At 52.5% G+C, this 21,711-nt stretch carries 17 protein-coding genes; 7 read left to right on the top strand and 10 right to left on the bottom strand.

The window, feature by feature from the left end; genetic code table 11:
* Positions 1 to 363 precede the first annotated feature (363 nt).
* From AC23NW_RS17260 to AC23NW_RS17250, 3 genes are all read right to left on the bottom strand, one after another.
* Complete coding sequence (locus AC23NW_RS17260; RefSeq protein WP_487450872.1) at positions 364 to 1,491, bottom strand: type III polyketide synthase; 1,128 nt, start codon at positions 1,489 to 1,491, stop codon at positions 364 to 366.
* Positions 1,492 to 1,499: 8 nt separating this feature from the next.
* Positions 1,500 to 2,045 (bottom strand): YceI family protein, encoded by a 546-nt coding sequence (locus tag AC23NW_RS17255; protein ID WP_487450871.1) that lies wholly within the window; start codon positions 2,043 to 2,045, stop codon positions 1,500 to 1,502.
* A 117-nt stretch (positions 2,046 to 2,162) separates the two neighbouring features.
* The gene (locus AC23NW_RS17250) at positions 2,163 to 6,119 is read right to left on the bottom strand and encodes a hybrid sensor histidine kinase/response regulator (RefSeq protein WP_487450870.1); all 3,957 of its coding nucleotides are present in this window, start codon (positions 6,117 to 6,119) and stop codon (positions 2,163 to 2,165) included.
* Between the two features lie 252 nt (positions 6,120 to 6,371).
* On the opposite strand from AC23NW_RS17250, the gene AC23NW_RS17245 reads away from it, so the two are divergent.
* Positions 6,372 to 7,118, top strand: a complete 747-nt coding sequence (locus tag AC23NW_RS17245; protein ID WP_487450869.1) for a hypothetical protein — start codon at positions 6,372 to 6,374, stop codon at positions 7,116 to 7,118.
* 137 nt (positions 7,119 to 7,255) lie between these two features.
* Here the strand turns inward: AC23NW_RS17245 and AC23NW_RS17240 are convergent, their stop codons facing one another.
* The 4 genes from AC23NW_RS17240 to AC23NW_RS17225 form a co-directional block, all read right to left on the bottom strand.
* Positions 7,256 to 7,936 carry a phosphopantothenoylcysteine decarboxylase domain-containing protein gene (locus AC23NW_RS17240; protein ID WP_487450868.1) on the bottom strand — a complete coding sequence of 227 codons (681 nt, stop codon included), beginning with the start codon at positions 7,934 to 7,936 and terminating at the stop codon, positions 7,256 to 7,258.
* Positions 7,933 to 9,069 (bottom strand): ATP-grasp domain-containing protein, encoded by a 1,137-nt coding sequence (locus AC23NW_RS17235; protein WP_487450867.1) that lies wholly within the window; start codon positions 9,067 to 9,069, stop codon positions 7,933 to 7,935. Before AC23NW_RS17235 ends, AC23NW_RS17240 begins: the two co-directional genes overlap by 4 nt.
* On the bottom strand, positions 9,056 to 9,781 hold the full coding sequence (locus AC23NW_RS17230) for an NRDE family protein (protein WP_487450866.1): 726 nt from the start codon (positions 9,779 to 9,781) through the stop codon (positions 9,056 to 9,058). Before AC23NW_RS17230 ends, AC23NW_RS17235 begins: the two co-directional genes overlap by 14 nt.
* A gap of 157 nt (positions 9,782 to 9,938) precedes the next feature.
* Positions 9,939 to 11,438 carry a sigma-54-dependent transcriptional regulator gene (locus AC23NW_RS17225; RefSeq protein ID WP_487450865.1) on the bottom strand — a complete coding sequence of 500 codons (1,500 nt, stop codon included), beginning with the start codon at positions 11,436 to 11,438 and terminating at the stop codon, positions 9,939 to 9,941.
* Positions 11,439 to 11,712: 274 nt separating this feature from the next.
* Between AC23NW_RS17225 and AC23NW_RS17220 the strand changes: the two genes are divergently transcribed.
* The 6 genes from AC23NW_RS17220 to AC23NW_RS17195 all read left to right on the top strand — a co-directional run bounded on the left by AC23NW_RS17220 (position 11,713) and on the right by AC23NW_RS17195 (position 14,846).
* Positions 11,713 to 12,183, top strand: coding sequence for a YHS domain-containing (seleno)protein (locus AC23NW_RS17220; protein WP_487450864.1), 471 nt, complete (start codon positions 11,713 to 11,715; stop codon positions 12,181 to 12,183).
* Between the two features lie 13 nt (positions 12,184 to 12,196).
* Positions 12,197 to 12,607, top strand: a complete 411-nt coding sequence (locus AC23NW_RS17215) for a DoxX family protein (RefSeq protein ID WP_487450863.1) — start codon at positions 12,197 to 12,199, stop codon at positions 12,605 to 12,607.
* Positions 12,608 to 12,632: 25 nt separating this feature from the next.
* On the top strand, positions 12,633 to 13,136 hold the full coding sequence (locus AC23NW_RS17210) for a DinB family protein (protein ID WP_487450862.1): 504 nt from the start codon (positions 12,633 to 12,635) through the stop codon (positions 13,134 to 13,136).
* Between the two features lie 2 nt (positions 13,137 to 13,138).
* Complete coding sequence (locus tag AC23NW_RS17205; protein WP_487450861.1) at positions 13,139 to 13,774, top strand: LysE family translocator; 636 nt, start codon at positions 13,139 to 13,141, stop codon at positions 13,772 to 13,774.
* Between the two features lie 121 nt (positions 13,775 to 13,895).
* On the top strand, positions 13,896 to 14,360 hold the full coding sequence (locus AC23NW_RS17200; protein ID WP_487450860.1) for a YHS domain-containing (seleno)protein: 465 nt from the start codon (positions 13,896 to 13,898) through the stop codon (positions 14,358 to 14,360).
* Between the two features lie 21 nt (positions 14,361 to 14,381).
* Positions 14,382 to 14,846 (top strand): DM13 domain-containing protein, encoded by a 465-nt coding sequence (locus tag AC23NW_RS17195; RefSeq protein ID WP_487450859.1) that lies wholly within the window; start codon positions 14,382 to 14,384, stop codon positions 14,844 to 14,846.
* A 138-nt stretch (positions 14,847 to 14,984) separates the two neighbouring features.
* Here the strand turns inward: AC23NW_RS17195 and AC23NW_RS17190 are convergent, their stop codons facing one another.
* The 3 genes from AC23NW_RS17190 to AC23NW_RS17180 form a co-directional block, all read right to left on the bottom strand.
* Positions 14,985 to 16,553, bottom strand: a complete 1,569-nt coding sequence (locus tag AC23NW_RS17190) for a SusD/RagB family nutrient-binding outer membrane lipoprotein (protein WP_487450858.1) — start codon at positions 16,551 to 16,553, stop codon at positions 14,985 to 14,987.
* Between the two features lie 61 nt (positions 16,554 to 16,614).
* Positions 16,615 to 19,908, bottom strand: a complete 3,294-nt coding sequence (locus tag AC23NW_RS17185) for a SusC/RagA family TonB-linked outer membrane protein (RefSeq protein ID WP_487450857.1) — start codon at positions 19,906 to 19,908, stop codon at positions 16,615 to 16,617.
* Positions 19,909 to 20,094: 186 nt separating this feature from the next.
* Positions 20,095 to 21,624: a capsule assembly Wzi family protein gene (locus tag AC23NW_RS17180; protein ID WP_487450856.1), complete on the bottom strand. Its 1,530-nt coding sequence runs from the start codon at positions 21,622 to 21,624 to the stop codon at positions 20,095 to 20,097.
* Positions 21,625 to 21,711 lie beyond the last annotated feature (87 nt).

Here is a 21,711-nt window from a genome sequence, read left to right as displayed (position 1 = left end):
ACATCCGGACAAATAGCGGAGGTAGTAAGCGAAGGTTAGCGTCCTTCATTGGTAGTTGGGTGCAGCTTTACCTAAAACCAGAGCAGTAAAGGGATGAATGCCTGTCGGGTATATTATTCAAAACAGTAACGGCCATGGTTGCCAGGGAGGCAGTAGTGTCTCCCTGGCAACCATGGCCGTTAAACTTAATTTACAATGACTACGCCTTCTTTTACGCTGATTTTGGGGTTAACAGTGAAAGGTAACCCATTACACTTACTATTGGGAAATCTTGACAGCGCTTAACCTATTCAACCGGTTGTCAACTTTTTTCCGTTTGCCACAAAATTGAGCGGTAAGCAGACCTCATCGGATATCAATGTGTCACTGCGTTTTTCCTGCCGGTGTCAGTACCATTGCTTCAATAGTCAGGCCCGGCCCGAACGCACAAGCTACGACCGGCTTCGCCGGCTCCGGCATAAGCGATAACTCCTGCCGGAAACGTTCTATAACAAATACAATCGTAGCCGACGACATATTGCCATACTCCTGCAGAACCGCACGGGCATGCGTATGCACAGCAGCGGTTGTATCCAGCTCCTTTTCTATCAGGTCCAGAATCCGTTTGCCTCCGGGATGGATAGCCAGTCCGCCAAGGTCCGTAAGCCGGAGATTAGCCTGTCTGAGCAAGTTGTACAATACCTCTTTTATAGCGGCTCTGATTTGCTGCGGAACTGTTGTGGCCAGGATCATGTCAAAGCCGGCGTCTCCGATTGTCCAGCTCATTTCGGTTTTACTGTCCGGGATGATCTCGCTGTAGAAATGAGTCAGTGCCAGGCCAGACGTTCCGGCTTCGACAAGGACCGCCGCAGCGCCATCGGCAAATAAGGCATTTGCCAGCAGGCTGTAGGTATCCTGCCGCTGACTGAAATGCAGCGTACAGAGTTCCAGACAAACCACCAGAATTACCGCATCCGGCGACGAGCGGGCAATCGCATCCGCCACTTTCAGGCCATTAAACGCTCCGTGACACCCCATGAAGTTGATACCGATACGCTGCACCGACCTGTTTAAGCCCAGAACGTCCACCAGGTCAACATCCGGTCCGGGCGCAAACAGTCCCGTACAGCTTACATAAACCAGATGCGTTACCGAACGACGGTCAAAACCGGGATTGGTCAGTTCCCTTTCTGCGAAACAGGCATCAGCAGCCCGGGCGGCAAGTGGTACACATTCTTCCCGGTATATCGCCATTCGCTGCGCCGTGGTCGGCGGCGCCATTGCCGGATTGAAGAGCCGGTACTGCCCGCCGTTTGCCGTGCTGTCAAAATCGGGAAGCACAGAATGGCGGGTTCTGATGGCCGTATGCCGGTATAAACTCCTTAGCTGCTTTTCTTTTTCGGGAATCAGTCCGGCGGTCTGAGCCATAAATCCGGCTATCTGCATCTGCGCAAACCGATAGCCGGGCACTGCCGTCCCGATCGCGGTAATGTAACTGACTGCGGTAGCCACGGTCATCGTTATTTTGCATCTGCCACAGCAGTGGCCGGCGCTGTCTGGACATGAATCATTATCGTCACCTCATCACCCATGATCAGGCTGTTTTTACCGACACCAAAATCCCGCCGGTCTATCCGGAACTCTCCGTCGAAGGTGCCGTTTGTGCAGGTAAACGGAAAGGAAACCGGCTTCGTAACGCCTTTCAGACTCAGCTCAAAAGCGCCCGTGTACACCCCATTCCCTTTAGCCGTAATCCGCGTTGACTTCAGGGTAACTTTCGGGAATGTGGCGGCATCCAGGTATTCTTTTTTCCGGAGATGGTCATTCCTGAGGCCGATTCCGGTCTCAACGGTTTTGGCTTCAACGGACGCAACCAGCATACTTTTTTCCGGATTCGCCGGATCAAAAATCAGTTGGCCCTGAAACCCGCTGAACGTACCGTTTACCGTCAGTCCCGCATTTTTAATCCGGAACGAAACGCTTGCCGTCGTCGGCTTCCATTGCGTTTGTGCGGCAGCTACTAACCCGGTAAGCAGACCAATCAGTGTCAACAATGTCGTTTTCATACAGATTCTGTTATGTTTTACCCTTCTTTTGCCAAAACCATTCCACGGTTCAGAAAGCACAAAAACAGCCTGTCCGTCCGTAAAACGGCATAGTCAGGCAGACCATCCATCACTGCCTTACGGCATTTCAGAATCTCCCCGAAATATCATGATCTGTTGCCCCTCCTGCTTTTGTGCGGCAGCTTCCAGATACAACCGGATCTGTTGCGTATCAAACTCAGCAGCCCAGACGCGTAAGGGTTGTAAAAACGCCTCAAACTCCGGTTGATTCAACGCTGGTTTGTTCAGGGCCTGTAGTAAACCGCCGATATCGCCTTGCCTGGCCAGGTGCAGTAAGCCGGCAACAATCTCTTCATCCGGGACAGAACCGCCGCCGGACGCTGAGTCCTGAATTACCTCGGGCTCCGCCTCACGGTCATAGATCCACTCCAGTCCCAGATGTAACTCCAGTTTTTGCAGCAAGTGAGCAATATCAACCGGCTTGGCAATAAAATCATCAAATCCTTCAGCCATGGTCCGTTGCTGATTCTGTTCAAAAACATTGGCCGAGAAGGCAATTACTTTCATCCCTGCTGTCAGCGGATTAGCCCTGATCAGCTGTAAGGCATCAAACCCGTTCAGGGAGGGCATGACCAGATCCATAAAAGCCAGATCAATCGGCTGACCACCGTCCCCAACCGAAGCGACAACAGCGTCAACGGCTCGTTTCCCGTCTGCGGCTTCCTCTGCCTGAAACCCCAGACTTTCCAGTAACGTCATCAGCATTAACCGGTTATCCGGATGATCATCCACAATAAGTATGCGCCGCTTCGGACCGGCATAACCGGCAGGCTGTACTGTTGTTTTACGGACAGGCCCGTTTTCCGGCAGGCTTATCTCCGGCACTGCCAGGGGAATCGTCACGGTAAACGTACTGCCCTTACCTGGCAAGCTGGCTACTGTCAGTTCGCCCCCCATCAGACGCACCAGCTGATCTGAAATCGCCAGTCCGAGTCCCGTGCCTTCCGTAAACAGCCGTCCGTCCCGCACCTGAAAAAAAGGCTGGAAAATTTCGCTGAACCGTTCCGGGGGAATACCGGTTCCCGTGTCACTGACCCTGACCGTCAGCCGGCTTTGATCAGGGCGCAGGCTATATGCAGAAACGGTAAGCCCGACAGTGCCCGTTGCCGTAAATTTGATCGCATTCCCCAGCAGATTATTTAAAATCTGGATAAACCGCTTTTCGTCGGTTATAACCCACTGCGGAATGGCGGATGCGCTTTCATACGAAAATGCCAGCCCTTTCTGACGTGCCCGGAGTGAAAACTCAGCGGCCAGGTTGTCGAGAATCAACGACAGATTTACCGTAGCCTGCTCAAACTCAAACCGCCGCGCCTCAATCTTTGCAATGTCCAGCACCTCATTGATCAGCCGCAGTAAATGTTCCCCGCTATTCCGGATTACGCCCACCCCCCGTAGCTGCTGATCCGATAACCCCGTGTCACGCTGGAGTAGCTGGGCAAAACCCAGAATACCGTTCAGTGGCGTTCTCAGCTCATGGCTCATGGTAGCCAGAAATTCACTTTTTGCCCGGTTGGCGCTTTCTGCCTGATCTTTAGCAATCTGTAAGCGTGCTGCCTGGCCGGAAAGTTCTTCTTTCTGACGGACTACCTCTGCCGTACGTTCCTGCACCACGGTTTCCAGCCTGCCTTTTTCAAGCGTCAGCCGCCGGGTATAAATACGGACGAGCCCGAAAACCAGCAGGCAGAAAATAAAAGAGTAGAACAGGTAGGCCCAGATGGTCATATACCACGGGCGCTCAATGGTGAAGGACAGCATACTTTCGCGGCTCAGCTGCCCGTAGGCATCCCGGGCACGGACCGCAAACGTATATTTACCGACCGGCAGGTTGGTGTATTCCTTTGTGGTTTCGAGGCTCCACTTCGTCCAGACTGAATCTTCCGGCATCCGTGTATTGCCCACCAGCCGGAACTGGAATTCGTTGGCATCATCGCCGACGAAACTGGTCGCCGCACATTGAAAGGACAAATCCCGGAACCGGTACGGAATTCTGAGTGTAGGCCCGATACCAGCCCCTCCGTACAGCACCGAATCATTACTCAGCACCCTCACCGACCGGATCAGCGCGGGAAAATCCGGCGGCATCGTCATCTGTGCGCCATCGTACCGGAACAGCCCTTCGTCCGTACCGACCCAAACCAGCCCGTTTGCTTCGGGATATACCACATACCCACCCCGCCGGATGGGTTTGAGACTCAGGCTATCGACCTGCCAGTTCACCACCTTACCCGCCTTTCGCCGGGGATAGAGCGCAATGGCGGGCTTGGCAAACCAGAGTTTACCCGACGTGTCTTCGGCGATCCCTGGCGCATCCAGTCCGTCTCTGCCGGTTAATGAGCCGATTTTTCCGATGCCGGGCAGTTTATGCAGGGTAAGTGTTTGTCGTCGCGCATCCGGATAATACACCTCCCCGCCCGAGACAAACAGTAACCCGTAGCTCGTTTTATACACATAGTTGCCCGGAACCGTGTCATCGTTCCTGTGCTGTATGGTAATCCGCTTTGCCTCATAGGTACCGGATGGTCCCGGCCTTAACCGGTAAAAACCCTTGTAGGCAGTACCAACCCAAAACATCCCCTTTGCGTCGGTTGCCAGTGACACGCATTCTGTCTGCCCTATAGCACCGGCAACCCGATGCCCGGCTCCATCTGCGGCATCATACCATTTGAGTCCGTCGCTCTGGGCCGCCAGAATCCTGTCCGGTGAAACAGGCAACAGGCTGTTGACCGTCTGGCCTTCCGTTGACATTGAGGTCACGATTTTCCGGTCACGCACCCGCCAGATAAAGCCTGCGGCACCGACCAGTATGTCGTCACCGGCCACCTGAATGGTCCGGCAGCTGGCATCGGCACCCGGCACGGGCATAAACCGCTGACCGGCATCACTCCAGGCAAAAAGGCCCAGACTGGTACCTATGTATAAAATACCCTTATGGCGGCAAATGGCCCATACCGTTGACCGGACATTAAACGTGTGATCGAAACGGGTGACCGGTAAACTGAACTCGACCCGGTCAAGGCCACTGCCGGTTCCGATCCAGAGTGATTTTTCACGGTCATAAAATAAGCTCAGTACGGCATTCCGGCGCAGCCCGTTGCCTTCATCCAGTTGTTGTACCTGACGGCCGTGCTCATCAAAAATCCGCACCCCTCCCCTCGCCGTCCCGATAACATAGGCGTAGGTATCCGCTTTCGGGTCATGGATACATAAGGCCCTGAAGACCCGCGCAGATGTCAGCCAGTCTTCGGCAGTTGTCAGCAACCGGTCTAAACCGGCAGCCGATGTAGCCGTTTCCGGAGTATAGACAAAAAGCCCGTGATGGCAGGTAACGAACAAAAACCGGTTTCCGGAAGGATACGGCAAAATGGCTTCTACTAACTCCGGCTCCAGTTGTCCTGTACCAGCCATCGGCCGTAACGGGTAACTCCCGCGCAGATCAGTCTGGTACAACCGGCCGCTCCTGCCCTGAATCATCAGATAATGACCGGCAACGTGTGCCCGGCGAATGCCCGTTTCGCCGGCCGGAAGCCAGGTCCTGATCGTTTGCGGGCTGTTTCCCGCCGGGTTCCATTGAAATACCCCGTTATCGGTACAATAAAACGCCCCATACCGGGTAGCAAATACACGGGTTACTTTTTGGGGCCGTATCGATGATGCGGTCAGGTATTTCTTCAGTGATTTATATTCTGTCTGGCCGGACGAAGCATGTTCCAGAAACCCGATGTCCGTTTCGGAACCGACATAGACCCGTCCGGCGGTATCAGCGGCTACCGCTCTGACGACCTGCCCCTGTACCGGTATCAGATGCCAGGTACTGCCGTCATACTCCAGCACACCGTGTTGATTCCCCACGTACAGCACACCCCGCTGATCCTGACAGATCGCACGGTTTTCGGGGTGCGCACCGTAGTTTCTGGGCGCGTAGTGCTGAATGAAGGGCAAGCCCTTCGGCTGGGCATTACCCGATCCGGCACTTATCAGCAACCCATAAAGTAGTAACACAACTATTCTCATATCAGTAGGTTCACAAGTTTCGGACCATCCGTTATCAATCACTTCTGCGCCTGCGGGGCGTCGCCGGAGCGTCCTGTTTCTGATATTTCGTAAAAACCCTGAAATATCAGAAACAGGACGGAGCAGCACCTGTGGCCATTCCCAAAAAAAGGCCTCAATTCCCTGCCAGACAACTACTTATCAGCGCATCATATACGGCATAGTGTTTGGAAACGATTGTCAGCATTGATATCCTTTTAAAACATAAAGCGTATGATCAGACTATTTTGTGCCGCTGGGGTACTATGTGCGTTCCCGTTTTCAGGCATGGCACAGCAATCAGGCCCGCCGCCGGCAGTAGCGGCAAACGTTACCCAAAATATCGACCTTAGTTTTGCCACTAAAGGCAATTTCACAACCACGGCACTGTCTGTCAGCCGGCTGCATGGTATAGGCCGTCAGAACCGCTTCCGGATTGGGTATGGCCTGCGGTTTACCTCGGCCTTCGGCAGCAATACCACGTACCGGACGGCGCCCGCCCGGCTAACGTCAGGGAAACACAGCATTTTTGCCTTATTCAGTGAAGACCTGGTTCAGAATATAGACACCCTGAAATTTCAGTCAACACAAATTAATTCAGTAAATATCAGTATTCACCTCGAATATGCCCTGTCACAGAAAGTAGCCGCCGGTTTCAATATTGATGGTATTGGTTTTAGTTTTGGCAGCCCCCGGAACGGCACATTTACCTCAAAGGGCCCCGGCCGGTCGGCGCTGACCGGAACGACCCAGCAAGCCCGTCCAACCGCCTTTAATCTGTTGCTGATCAGCGACAGTGATATTGGCAGTCTGAATTCTGAGGCTTATGTGCGCTATGCCGTGACCCCGAAACTTAGCCTGCGGGCCGGCCTTAATTTTCAGTTTAATGAGTACCAGACGACAAAGAAGCTTACCTTTGACAATGATCGGTACCGGACAAAAAACCTGTTGCCGATGCTGGCCGTCGCCTATCATTTTTAAGCATTCCGGCAGTCTGACATGACCTATTTCCGGAAGCGGAAAAACATAGATTTTGTTACTTAACTAACTATTTCAGAACAGGTTCACTGCAAGCAGGGGCACTCCTTACCGGAATGCCCCTTTTTTCTTCAGCTCTGTCAGGCAACGATGAACCGTTCGTAAACGGCCGTAGCAATATCGCGGGCCACTTCATTCTTGGGCTTGAGCGGAAAAGCAATCTCCTCTCCCTGACGGTCAAAAAGGGTGATCTGATTGGTATCGAAGCCAAACGTGGCGTTTTCATGCCGCATGGAGTTCAGGACAATCAGGTCAAGATGTTTACCCGTAAGTTTAGCCAGAGCATGTTCCTTTTCGTGGTCTGTTTCGAGCGCAAACCCGACAATGAACTGATCACTGCGTTTCTGCGCCCCGAGTGTGGCAGCAATATCCACTGTTTTGACGAGTTCAAGCATAAAGTCAGCCGTTTTCTTTTTGAGCTTACCGGTTGCTACGGTCTTCGGGGTATAATCGGCGACGGCTGCCGCCCAGATAACCAGCTGTGCTTTTCCGAAATAGCGTGAACTGACCTCATACATCTCCTGCGCCGTCATGACCGGTACGACGGTAACCGACTCATGCTGCATAGTCAGCGCGACCGGCCCGCTGACCAGAATCACCTCCGCCCCGGCTTCCGCAAAAACGCTGGCCAGGGCGTATCCCATTTTACCACTTGACCGGTTACTGATATAGCGCACGGGATCGATGGGCTCCTGTGTCGGCCCGGCCGTAATTAAAACCGTCAGGCCTGTAAAGTCTAACTTGTTGTCCTGATTTATCATAGCTGTTTGCTTTTTGATCTGCTTTTGTTCCAGTATAGACGCGCCTCGCTCAAGGTCATGTAGTCATAGCCGCGCCGGTGATTTTCCCGGCTGATCTGAAAGAGAATTTCCCAGTGAAACAACAATACCTCCCAGGCACGCCAGAGCGGAAAACCCGGGTGATAGATATGGGCCGGTTCGGCACCGGCACCATTCAATTCCATAATCCGGAGGTGCTCGCCGGTTGACAAATCATTGATTGACCGGCACCGGATGTCGTACCGGCCAAAATAAAATCCGTCGACATCACGGCTGATGGTATCGAAGAGCCGGGTGACATGCGGTGAAATCAGGCTACCGGCATTCAGAAACTTAGTCCCCCGGCTATGATTACCGATGGCTACCAGCTGCAACACCTGCCCGTCGGCCAATACCTCATGCAGACGCTTACCGTATTTTTCGGCTAACGCTTTACGCTGCAAAACGGCCCGGCTATTTTGCCGTATCAGGTTACCGATACTCGTTTTGCCATCGCCCCGGATGCTCAGAAATTCCTTCTGGACAATGGACGAAACAACCCCCTGCGCTTTACCCGGAAAACGATAATAGAATACCCCGAACTCAAGCGGTTCATCGACATAATCCTGAATCAGGAAGTTTCCCGGTGCAGTCCGGATATAGTCCTGTAACTCCGCTGTCGTATTGATTTTTTCAACTCGCCAGCCCCGTTCACCCACATCCGGCTTGGCAATTACCGGAAACCGGAACCGGCTCTGCACAATAAATTCCACGGCCTCCGCCGACGTGTCTGCTACATTAACGAACAGCGTCTGCGGGAGAAATGCCGGATTTATTTTCTTTAAAATAGCCCATTTGGATTCGCCCAGCAACCCGCCGGTTTCGATAGACGGATTGGACGCCGAGAAAAAAAAGAACGAGCGGGCACGGAGCGAAAGCCATAACCAGTAGACAAAAACCGGTATGTATACAATACTGAACGGCCAGTATTCCCAGGCCGTTAACCGGATCAGGAACGGCGAAGTCCGGAACCAGCTAAACACACGCTCCTGCCGGTTACGGACTTGATTAAGCACCGGAGATTCTCCCTGGTTCTCACCGGTTTTTCCGGATTTATCTACGCTAACAGATGACATAGTCGTGTTGATTAAGTGGTAGCGAAACAGATTCATGCTGCAGCAGATCCGTGTATAGCATGCGTTGATCCGCCGGCAGCTGCACAATACTGGTCAGGCTGAGGGTCATCAGCCCGTTGTTGCGGTTCATCAGCAGCCCGTTTTCGGGGTCCCCTTTCCCTGCGTTCAGGTGAAACGCCCGGATGGCGTCAACATGAATGGCATCTGTTGTACTCAGCCAGTTCCGGAACCACTGTTCGCGCCGGCGCATGCTCTGTGGGGTATAGAGTGTGGCCGAAGACCAGATCCGGGGGCTGTGCGGATTTAGCGGCAGTACATGTTTCGACCGGCCATCCCAGCGAAACTCGGTCAGTGAGCCTGCCGTGGCCAGTATAAGGGTAAAGGGCTCAACCCCTGCCGGATCATAGCGACGGCAGAACTCACGCACAGAGGGGTAGTCAAATACATGCAGCGGTACGAGCCCGCGGCTATGCCTGTAGGGCGGCTCCGGAATATGGGCCGTAAAGGCTCCGTTCAGTAAACAGACCGATACCTCAGGACTACCGGCGATCCAGGTTCCGCCGCTGCGGGGGTCTTCGGGATATAAAAGGGACTGACCACCATACGCATGTACCTGCGGCAGCATTGCCGGTTGCCGTACGGTATGTTCATCGCGGCTATGGGTTAGTATGAAGCCGTTTGCCGGGGCAGGAAGATAGGTTGCTGTACACATCGAAACGTTTGTCTTTTCACGATATATCAAGGCAATTGATATACCTGAAAAAAAATCTGCCTGAAACCCTCACAATGAGCATTTCAGGCAGATTTCCGTAACTATCTGCTGAACGGATTTACGGTATTTCCGAAGTTTTACGGCTTTTCGTAAGCAATCAGGGCCGTTTGATGCCCAGTTTTTTCATTTTTGAATCAAGGGTTGTCGGGATGATATCCAGAATTTCAGCCGCTCCGTTCTTACCGCTTACTTTCCAGCGTGTATGCTCAAGGACCTGCGTAATGTATTCCCGTTCGTGGTCTTCCAGCGAAACAAACCCCTCCGGCTGCGACAGCGGCGGCCGGCGCCAGGCCCAGTCCCCCAGCGTCAGGGTTTTTCCGGGCGAAAGAATCAAGGCCCGCTGAATGACATTCTCCAGCTCACGGATATTCCCCGGCCAGTGATAAGCGCTAAGTCCCGTCAGCACCTCTTCGGGAATCGTATCGATTACTTTCCCGATGCCTGGGCCATGCTTTTTACAAAAATGCCTGACCAGCAGCGGGATATCTTCTTTCCGGTCGCGTAACGGGAGGCTTTTCACCGGAAAAACACACAACCGGTAATATAGGTCCTCCCTGAATTTGCCCGCCTGCACCTCCTTCTCTAAATCCCGGTTAGTGGCGGCAATGACCCGTACATTTACCTTGATTGTTTTATTACCGCCGATCCGCTCAAACTCCCCTTCCTGCAGCACCCGCAGCAATTTTGGCTGTAGGTCAACCGGCATTTCGCCGATTTCATCCAGAAATATTGTTCCCCCGTCAGCGAGCTCAAAACGCCCTGTTTTCTGGTTTGCCGCTCCGGTAAACGCCCCTTTTTCGTGGCCAAACAACTCACTCTCAATAAGATTTGCCGGCAACGCCGCGCAATTAATTTTGATCAGCGCCTTTTTTTTACGGGGTGACAGGTTATGCACTGCCCTCGCAAGCAGTTCCTTCCCGGTTCCTGACTCCCCGAGAATCATCACGGTAAAGTGCGTCGGGGCAACCTGTTCAATCTGCCGCAGAACCTGACTGAACGGCTTGCTCTGGCTGACGATTTCGTCAAAATTAGTAAGTTGATGCAGCTCATCCCGCAGGTAGGTATTTTCGGTTTGCAGCTGCGTTTTTAACTGCTCAACCTCAGCAAGTGCTTTCGTAAGCGACGCCGTCCGCTCGGCAACCCGTGCTTCAAGCTCTGTGTTCAGCCGCTGCAGGTCCTGCTGTAAGTTTCTTATTTTCAGATGGGTTCTGATTCGCACCACTACCTCACCCAGCTGAAAAGGCTTTGTTATATAATCCACGGCACCGATGTTGAAGCCGTTTACCTTATCAATGGTTTCGGTTAACGCAGTCATAAAAATAACCGGAATCGCTGCCGTCAGTTCATCCTGTTTGAGCCGCCGGCATGTTTCAAAACCATCCATGCCCGGCATCATCACATCCAGCAGGATCAGATCCGGCTGCGCAATCCTTGCCTGGTCAACCGCATTTTTCCCGTCCCGGGCAGCCAGTACTTTAAAATTCAGCCGTGAAAGTGCCTCAAACAATATGCTGATATTATTGGGCATATCGTCAACAATTAACACGACCGGCTGCACCGCTGACTCACCGTCATTGTCATCAAAAAAAGAGAGCATAGTCTGAATCCTTTACGGGTATCTGAAGTAATTAACAAGTTATACACAGGGTTAACCTTTACTGCAATTAGCAATAACCTTTCCGGCATTTAGTAAGGATCCCGAAATATCAGAAAGGCACTGCCGGTCAAGAAATCAGACCAAAACAATAATATCCTATAAATCAAAACATTATCCCATAAACGCAATACCCGGCACACATGGAACAGAAGTTGAGTATGAATCAGCAGGCAGATTAAACAGCCCTGTTACGTCACTTAATTTACGGACTTCCATGAAATCAATCATTTTAGTATTTATAGCAATCGCCTGGTCAGCTGCCGTTTTCGCCCAGGATCCGGCAAAACGGAAAGAGCAGTTCAACCTCGGCAAAGATGGCCTGGCCATTCAGGGCTATGACCCGGTTGCCTATTTTACGCAGCACAAAGCGGTGAAAGGGTCTGCGGAGTATAGTTTTTCGTTTAAAAACGTCCGCTATCAATTTGTCTCGCCGGCAACGCTGAAAGCCTTTAAAACGAACCCCGAACGCTACGAGCCCGAATATGGTGGCTGGTGTGCATACGCGATGGGCGATTCAGGCGAAAAAGTTGAGATCGACCCCGAAACGTTTAAAATCATTGATGGTAAGCTGTACCTGTTTTACCATACGTTTTTCAACAACACCCTGACGAAGTGGAATAAAGACGAAACCGCTCTCCACCGCAAAGCAGATATGAACTGGACCAAAATTGCCGGTGCAATGTAACCGGCCTAACGCAATGAACAAGAGCCGACACTATATTTTATGGGCAGCCCGTCTGATCGCAGCCATTATCCTGCTACAGACGTTATACTTCAAATTCGGGGCCGCTCCCGAATCGGTCTATATTTTTTCCAGGCTGGGCATTGAACCGTGGGGCCGTATCGGGGCGGGTGTTGCCGAACTGATAACCAGTGTATTCCTTTTGATTCCCCGTACCAGCTGGCTGGGCGCTTTGACCGGTATGGCAACGATGCTGGGGGCAATCGGAGCTCATCTTACCGTGTTAGGCATCGAAGTACTGGACGACGGAGGGTATTTGTTTTTTCTGGCGCTGATTGTCCTCCTGAGCTGTGCAGTGGTTTTGCTCCTGACCCATGCACAATGGTCGGCGCTCGTCATGATTCCGAAACGGAAACCTACTTCTTAACACGTAACGTATAGCACTGATCGTAATGTCAATCAAATCGTCAAGTTCCGATATATTCCGGCAGTTAACCGGCCTGCTCCATCAATTGTCCGACTCAGACTATGCACAGCCATTAGTCGTTTTGTCGGGAAACACAATCGGTAAGCATGTCCGGCACATTCTTGAGTTTTTCGATATTCTGGTTACCGGTACGCAGACCGGAACCATCAATTACGATAAACGGCAACGCAGTCTGTATCTGGAAACAGACATTACCGAAGCCCTTCACCGAATGGCTGTGCTGGACCGGTGCATTCACCGGATGGACCTCTACCATCCGTTAACGCTTGAAGGTGACCTGTCTGTAGACGGAGATAACCCGATTAACATTCCGTCTACGTTTGCCCGGGAGCTCCTCTACAATATCGAACATGCCATCCACCACATGGCATTGATCCAGGTAGCCGTTCAGGACAGCTTTTGTCACATCGTCCTGCCCGCGCATTTCGGCGTTGCCTATTCGACCGTTAGTCACCAACATAGTCATTGACCATGATTGCCTTGTTTTTTATAGTGGCCGCGATAAGCTTTCTGGGCTCTATACACCCGGGACCGGTCAATCTGGCGGTGGCAAACACCACCCTGAAGCAAAGCCGCAACGCCGGTCTCTGGCTGGCGCTTGGGGGCAGCCTGCCCGAAATTCCGTATAGCGCGCTGGCGATCAACGGCCTTAGCTGGCTACCCGACAACCGGAATCTGGAAATAATCTTCCGGTTTTTACCGGTCCCTGTACTGTTCCTGGCTGGTGTAGCCGCCCTCAGATCGTCAGCACAGGTACACACCGCGCAGGTTACGGTCCGGCGAACAGGCCCGTTCTGGCAAGGGCTTGTACTGGGGGGGACCAATCCGCAGCTGATTCCGTTCTGGTCAGCCATCTGGCTTTACCTGACGCACACACCGGCGGGATTAAATCCGTTGACACCGGAAAATACAGCGCAGGCAAAAGTCATTTTCTTTCTGGCAACCGGATGTGGTGCGTTCGTTTTACTCGCCATCGTGGCGTGGCTGACCGATCGCCTGCGCTGTCAGGTGCTGGAGCCACGGAAACTGTATCTGCTTAACCGGTTAACCGGCTATACGTTTCTGGGAATGGCGGTATGGCAATGCTATGTAATATGGAAAGGCTGACCAACCGGCAACGAGTATGGCTCTGACCCGTGGCTAACCTTTTTGTTTAGTGTTGCCTTGCTCATCAATCAGATATACCTACATAAACTAAGTCAATCTTCTACGTCAAAACCTCTCCATAATGAAAACAATCCGGTTTGCTTACGCATGTATCCTGGTCCTGTTCGTGGCAACAGGCGTTTTTGCCCAACAGAAAGAAACCCCGTTGCCGGCAATTTTTAGTCCCGGCGGTATCGCTCTGCGCGGGTACGATCCGGTTTCTTTCTTTACCGAAGGAAAACCTGCGCGCGGGGACTCCTCCATCAGTATTATGCATGACGGGGTTACCTGGCGTTTTGCTTCTGTCCGCAACAAAGAGTCCTTTCAGGCTAATCCGGCTGCCTATATACCTCAGTATGGCGGCTATTGCGCCTTTGGTATGTCCAGAGGATATAAAGCCCCTACAGAAGCCGACGCATGGACACTGGTAGACGGGAAACTGTACTTTAATTACAATACAAAGGTCCGTGAATCATGGAACAAAGACCAGAAAACCTATATCGACAAAGCGGATCAAAACTGGCCTGCTGTGAAACGTACAAAATAAAGTAAATCAACCCTCAATCGTATGAAAGCGTATATCCTGAAACAAGTACTGGTTTACTCATTGATACTATTGGTAGCCGGTAGCTGCGCGAAACCCAAAGACCTCACGCCGCTGGGCAGTGCAGGCGTACCCGTCAACACGACGAACCCGACGCAGACATTCGACTCAACGGGCCGGCAACTGGTTGCCTCCGGTACGTTCCGCAATGGTGTTCATACGGTTAGCGGCACCGTAAAACTGTATGAAAAGTCGGGCAAACAGACCCTTGTTTTTACCAACTTTGCCACTGACGGGGGGCCTGACCTCCGTATCTATCTGGCCGCCGATACACAAGCCGGAAATTTTACGGAAGTGCAGCGGCTTACCACATCCGGCAATTTTTATGTTGATTTAACGACACCGCTCCGTCTTGACCAGCAGCGGTTTGTATTGATCTGGTGTAAGCAGTTTTCGGTTCATTTCGGTAATGCCGAACTTAAACAGTAATGGCCGGCCTGCACGGGCAATAATCCGGTGATCAGACCGGCACAGGCCGTTACATGAAAAGCGCCCTTCAGGCTCCTTCATCAAAAAAAAGGCAGAACCAAGCTGGCTCTGCCTTTACATGTTAAGCGTTCTACTGGATTATTTAAGCAACCACATAGCAGCGTTTATATCGTCCTGGCCACCATACTGGCTGGTAATAGCGGTTTTGTAATTCTGTGCATTGTATGCAGTTTCGGTCGTCGGGTACTGCCACCGCTTCGGAATCCGCTGGCTGTTGCCGGTACCGGGGCCTACATCAAACGTCGGTATACCGGTCCGGCGCTGGTTGTACCACGCCTCCATGCCCGACTGCTGGAACATGGCCAGGTATTTCTGGGTCAGAACCTGTTTAAGGCCATTGGCGTTGTTACCGGCATATTTTACAGCCGCCTGTGCGTAGTAATCTGCGTAGTTTACCGTTACGGCAAACGTGTTAAAGCTTTTGTAGCCGCCGTCAGCCGAGAAGAACACATCGTTCGCCCCGTCTTTCAGGCCATAAAATGCCCACGACGACTGAATACCCTGGGTGTAATAACTCTCAGCATTGCCCGTTGCCCAGCCACGGTTCAGGCCCTCGGCAATGTTGAACAGCATTTCAGGATAACCCACCATGATAAATGGCTCGGCGGTATAGGTTGTGTAATATCGTTTCCGGTTCTGGAACGAATAGTCACCCTGATTGGCCTTCGACGACATAATGGCAAGGTCCTCGCCCATCGGTGCGCCCACGAATGCCGCGAAATCTGTTGGCGCAAGACCGGCTTTGATTTTTGCCGGCGCCGGCTCGGAGACCACAAACGTACGCGGGTCTTTCAGGCTGGTAAGCGTACCCAGGTAGGTGCTGCTCATGTTCTCGCGGGTAGCATTCTGCCCGAAGTTGTCCGGATTCCGGTTGTATTTGTTAAATGAGTTGTTGTAAACGTACTGTAAGTTATCGTCCATGCCGGCCATCAGCGGGAATTTCGACGGGCTGGCCAGCACTTCGGCAAAGCGGGCTTTCACGTTCAGATCCGTATCCGCCTCCTTGGCGCTCAGGCTGATCAGGACGCGGAGCTTAAACGCGTTAACGGCTTTCTGCCACTTGCTCAGGCTGTTGCCGTAATAAATATCGCCCTGCAGGTTATTGTCGCCTTTGGCCACCAGCGAAGCCATATCCGTGTTGGCATCGTCGAGCCACTTGAGCACCTGTACATACACCTCCTTCTGTGTATTGTACTTTGGTGTCTGATTCTCTAACCCCTTCAGGGCATCCGCCAGTGGCAGGTCTCCCACCCGTTTGGTCATGTTCTCAAACATAACCGCCCGCATAAACTTACCGATGGCAGCATAGGCGTTAACGTCCGGCAAACCGGCTTTCTTCGCTTCTTCCTCCATTTTTACCACATTTTTCAATGTCGTAAACTGAAAGCCGGTCTGTGTCCAGGTATATTCGTTGGTTGCGTAATAGTTGTAGTTGCTGGCGAAATACTGGTTGTAGCGCTGCGAATCATTCCAGGCACCGCTACCGTAAATGCCATATACATCATTCAGAATACCACCGAGCACAAGCGAGGCAGGTGCATTTGTCGGCCGGTTCGGGTCTTTTTCGAGTTCATCGAATGGTCGCTCACAGCTGGTGAATGTAAACAGAGCAGCCGCAACCAGAATATATAACTTGCTGATTTTCATTGCTTTTTTTCAGATTGGATTACGGCGTAGCAACGGGGCCGTTACCACGCCTTATTGTCGCTTAGAATGTCAGATTCAGGTTGATACCATACCGGCGGGTTGTCGGCGTCTGCAGGTCAGAACGGCCACCGGTCACAAACTGATCGATATCGATGTCTTTACGGGCAGCGAAGTACAACAGGTTACGGCCAACTACCGATACGGTGGCCTGCTTCACGCCGATCCGGCCCAGCAGCGACTGCGGCAGCGAATAACCGATTACCACTTCCCGCAGTTTGGTAAACGTGCGGCTGATCAGGAAAGCCTCCGTCTGACCATACACACGGGCAATGTAATCCTGCGCGAACGTTTTGGTCGTGTTCGGTGAGAACTGTAGTTCGCCGTAGTTGGTAATGTTGCCCAGGGCATCATACTTGATGGTGCCATTTACCGCTACCCCGTCACCAACATACGATTTGATGTTCTGTACATCGTTCTCACGGGCTGCCCCCAGCGCGCCCTGCACCGTTTCGATGTTACGACCACCCTGATAGGTTTTCTGCTTTACATAGTCGGCAATAACACCGCCTACCCGACCGTCGAACTGGAAGCTAAAGCTGAAGTTCTTATACCCGAATTTGTTGTTGATCCCCCAGACAAACTTTGGGTTCACGTAGCCCATCAGCTGAGCCACCGGATTTACGATCGGCCGGCCGCCGGCATCGTTGATTAACTGTCCGTCCGGCGTACGGATAAAGGCCCCTGAGTAGAAAGCGTCTGTACGGTCGCCGGCATTCAGGAACCGGTTACTGCTGCTGCTGCCTACGAAATAGCTGGATTGCAGGGTGTTGATACCGCCGTCCGGATACACTTCCTTCAAGCGTTCAACGTAGGTAGAATAGTTCCCGACAACGTCCCAGCTCAGGCCGTTTTCCAGGCGCAGTGCTTTGCTCGTCACCGACACTTCAACGCCTTTCTTCTGGGTCTTGATACCATTCACCAGGCGGGCATTGTAGCCCGTTACGCCTGAGATCGGCAGACTGAAAATCCGCGGGCCGTCGTTGCTGATGAAGTAAGCGGCATCCAGTACAATCCGGTTCCGCAGGAAGCGCGCATCCAGACCAAACTCTGTCTGCGACGTTGAGTTTGGTTTGATGTCCGGGTTGTTCAGGGTGTTGGTGTAATAGGCAACCGGCTTGTTATTGTAGGCCAGGGCCGTGCTGTAAACCGCTGAGTTCTGGTATGTCGGCCCACCGTAAGATGACGAATAATCATCCCCATAACCGAGCGGGAACGACAAGCCCGGCGTTGTACCGATCGTCGATTGCGTCAGGCCGTCTTTCACGTTGGCATACGAACCACGTACCTTCAGGAAGGAAATAGCGGCCGGCAGCTGCACATAATCCGAGATCACCGAGCTCAGGGCCACCGACGGATAAAAATAGGTGTTGTTCGACTTCGGCAGGGTCGATAGTTTGTCCACACGGCCCGTAGTCGATAGTGTCAGCAGGTCACGGAAGCTCACGTCAGCCGAGTAATAGGCAGACAATACGCGCATGTCGGCCGTAAAGTTGCTGAACAGACCAGGGTTCGCTGAGTTGGCAAAGTTGTAAACACCCGGCACATTCAGGTAGTTGGTGCTGGCATAATTCGAGTTGTAATTAAACACCCGGAGTTCGCCACCCGCCAGTGCGTTAATGGTCAGGTCTTTCGTAACTGTCTTGTTGTACTGCAACAGGACCTGGTTAATGTTGTCGAACATATTCCGGCGGTCTTCGCGATAATCGCCACGGCCTTCTTCACGGCCATATACCGTCATTGAATACGGGAATTTCTCCGTCCGCAGCAGGTTCCAGGTTGTCAGCTGTGTTTTGGCAGTAAGGTTCAGACCATTGGCCAGTTCGTAGCGCAGCGACGTGTAGCCATACATGTCGTTTTTGTAATGACCCCGCAGCCAGTATTTCGACATAAACCACGGGTTGTTGTAACGCTGGTATTCGGCGTAGATCTGCTGTGTACCTTCTTTGCCCGGTTGCCAGATCTGCTTCATGTCATCGATGTTCCAGTCCGCACCACCCCAGATTACCATGTTATAGATCATCGAGTTAGGCCCGTAGTTCACATCCGGGAAATTTGGCGTATACTGACGGTTGTAGTTCAGGTTCGACTCAAACCGCAGTTTTTTAGAGAAATTATAGCCGGCTGAAATGTTAAAGTTAGTGATGTTCAGCTTGGTGTTAGGTACCAGCCCGCGCTGGTAGTTCTGCGACATGGAGAAGCGCAGGTCATGCTTTTCACCGGTCGACGAAACGGCGATGTTGTTTGTTGAGATAACACCGGTTTGCAGGAAACGGGTCAGGTTATCTTTACCACGGGCTGTCCATGGCGTCGGCTGGCGGTTGCTGGTAAACGAGTTACCGTTGGCAAATTTTGTCGTAAATGTCTGACCGGTAACGATCGGACTGTCATACTGCGGAATCAGCTGACCCTGGAATTTAGGTCCCCAGATGTCGTAGTCACCGTCGTTCAGACCACCGCCTTTACCGTCACCGAAGGCATACACGCCGTGGTCGCCTGGGCCGTACTCATCCTGTACTTTCGGGATAGCGATAAAACCGTTATCCAGCTGCTGGCTGGTATTAACTTCTACCGAAAACCCGCGCTTATCTTTAGAACCGCGTTTGGTCGTGATCAGGATCGCCCCGTTTTTACCACGGAAACCGTACAGGGCTGAAGCCGAAGCCCCTTTCAGGACGGTATAGGTGTCAATGTCATCATTGCTGATGTTCCAGGTATCCGAGTTAATCGGCACCCCATCCACCACAAACAGCACGTCGGTGTTACCGCGCAGGGCGATGGTTGGCTTACGGAGCAGTTCGGCACTCGCGCCGATGGTCAGACCGGCTACTTTACCGACCAGGTTATTGATCGGGTTCGGCTCCCGGGCTTTGATCAGCGACGCACCATCCACCTGCTGAATAGCAACCCCTGTCTGACGAACATCTTTTTTAATCCCTAAGGCCGTCACGACCAGTTCAGAAAGCGTTTGCGTTCCCGCTTTCATCGTAACATTAATGACCGACTGATTACCAGCCTTGATTTCCTGTGTTTCGTAGCCGATGAAGGAAAACGTAAGCACGGCATTCCGGTCGGTAACGCTGAGCGTATACGTACCGTCCGCCCGTGTGCTGGTGCCCGTTGATGTACCCTTAACCACAATAGAAACCCCCGGCATCGGCTGATTGTCTTCTGCCAATACGCGACCGGTCACAGATTGCCCGTAGGCTTGCAGCGCGATAAGACAAGATAGTAGTAATGACAGTAACGTACTCTGAACGGTACGTATGCCAGAACCTGCGAAGTAAAGTTTTTGCATTTTGCGTAGGTTATCGATTAATAGCGGCGCAAAGCTAACTGTACTCCATTATGCCATCTTTTCCTAAATATCAAGCATTTAAGAAATAAATACCCTCAACTTAACAATAACAAAACAGCTAGTTAACACAGAACCTTTATATAACCTTTTTAATTATTCCGGCTACTTAAAATCACTCAACAGCGTTCATCGAAGGCCTTTAGCACTAGCAGACGGGCGGAGAAGTCGTGTCTGAAAACCAATGATCGCCCCGGTACTTCGCGCCAGCAGGTTACCCTGATCCGTTGCCACAGCTATATATACCTGATCGCGGTTTGCCTGTGTGACCGGCATCACTACCTGAATGGCTGCCGAAAACTGCCGGACCGGTTTTGGATAAGGGCTCACATACGACCCGGCATGGCTGCTGTACGAAACCTTACCGGTAACCGTAATCCGCTGACGGAACAACGCTTCAATGGCCAGGTAACCGGCAATCAGGCGGTTATCCGGAAAAAACAGGTCGCTCTGCCGCGCCGCAGCGGTCAGGTCGTAGCGAGGGATGAGCAACGGCGTTCCAAGGCTTTGCCCCAGATACGACCACCCTTCGATGTACTGGGAGTGATTGTAGTAATTATCGGCACCCTTGTAGGATTGTCCCGGCCGGGAGAAGTAAGGCCCCGACTGACTTTTGGTACTAAGCACCTCGCCAACGATGCGTTTCCACTGCCAGACTGCTTTTCCGGCAGCTGATGACCGCCCGTTCTGCCAGCGAACACCATACAACCCATCCGGAATATTGCGGCCGCTCAAGCCGCTGGCATCTTCATAGGGATGCTGGTGATAGACAAACCAGTTAGCCAGGGGACGTCGTATAGCCAGCCCGACATCAACGGTACCGAGGTGATTTCCGATGCGGTTGGCAGCATCGAAACTGGTATAACGCGGGTTGCCCAGGTCACGGGGAATCAGGCTCAGGACGACACTCCGCCAGTAATCACCGAAATTAGAGGTCAGGCGGCCATTTACAGCCAGCGGCGAACCGGTTAAATACGCCGCAGCTCCCCCCCATTGTACCTGGTGGTTGATCCCCGCCTGCACCTGTAGCCGGGAAGCCGGCTTTCCGAACCGGACATAAACCGATTTGTAGTGTAGTTTCGACCCCTGTATGTAGGGGACGTTAAACCAGCCGTGTGCATACGCGGCCTTGATGGCCACCCGGTCATTCAGCCAGCCGACCGGTACATAGTCCGGCAAACAGAGCTGCACCTGCGGAATTGGTAATGCATTCAGCGAGACCGCATACGAACCCGAAGACAGTAGCGTATCTACCAGGCCTACCACCTGCGGACGGCGACCCGCCCACAGCTCCAGCTTACCAAACCGCAGCCCGGCAAATGCCGATGTCAGTTGTAGCCGCTGTTGTACTATGCCATCACCGGTTTTCACCAATGCCCCGTTTCCCTGAACGGCAAAGGTCCAGTTAACCCGTGGCCGCCGGGCTGAATCCCGCTGCGCATATGCTTTTTTCAATCCCGCCTGCAACCAGGCTGCCGGTGCCTGTCCCGGAACGGCCCCCGACTGATTGGCGCGCAGCCAGAAGGGCACTGTCTGCCCGGTCGGGGCTGACAACTGTACCGATGCACTGGTTTCCCACAGGTTGACGGCCTGAGCCCGCAACTCACTCACGGTTAACAGGCTGCACAGTAGCAGGCTACTTAAATAAGGTTTATGCATAACCCCTAAAACTATATCAGGCGCTATGCCTGTGCAACAATGTTTCCTGAATGACCCATAAATTTACAATTCATTAATATACAGGCA

It is taken from the genome of Arsenicibacter sp. R0_47 (genome assembly GCF_057652235.1).
This window is presented reverse-complemented; position numbering and strand designations above follow the sequence as displayed.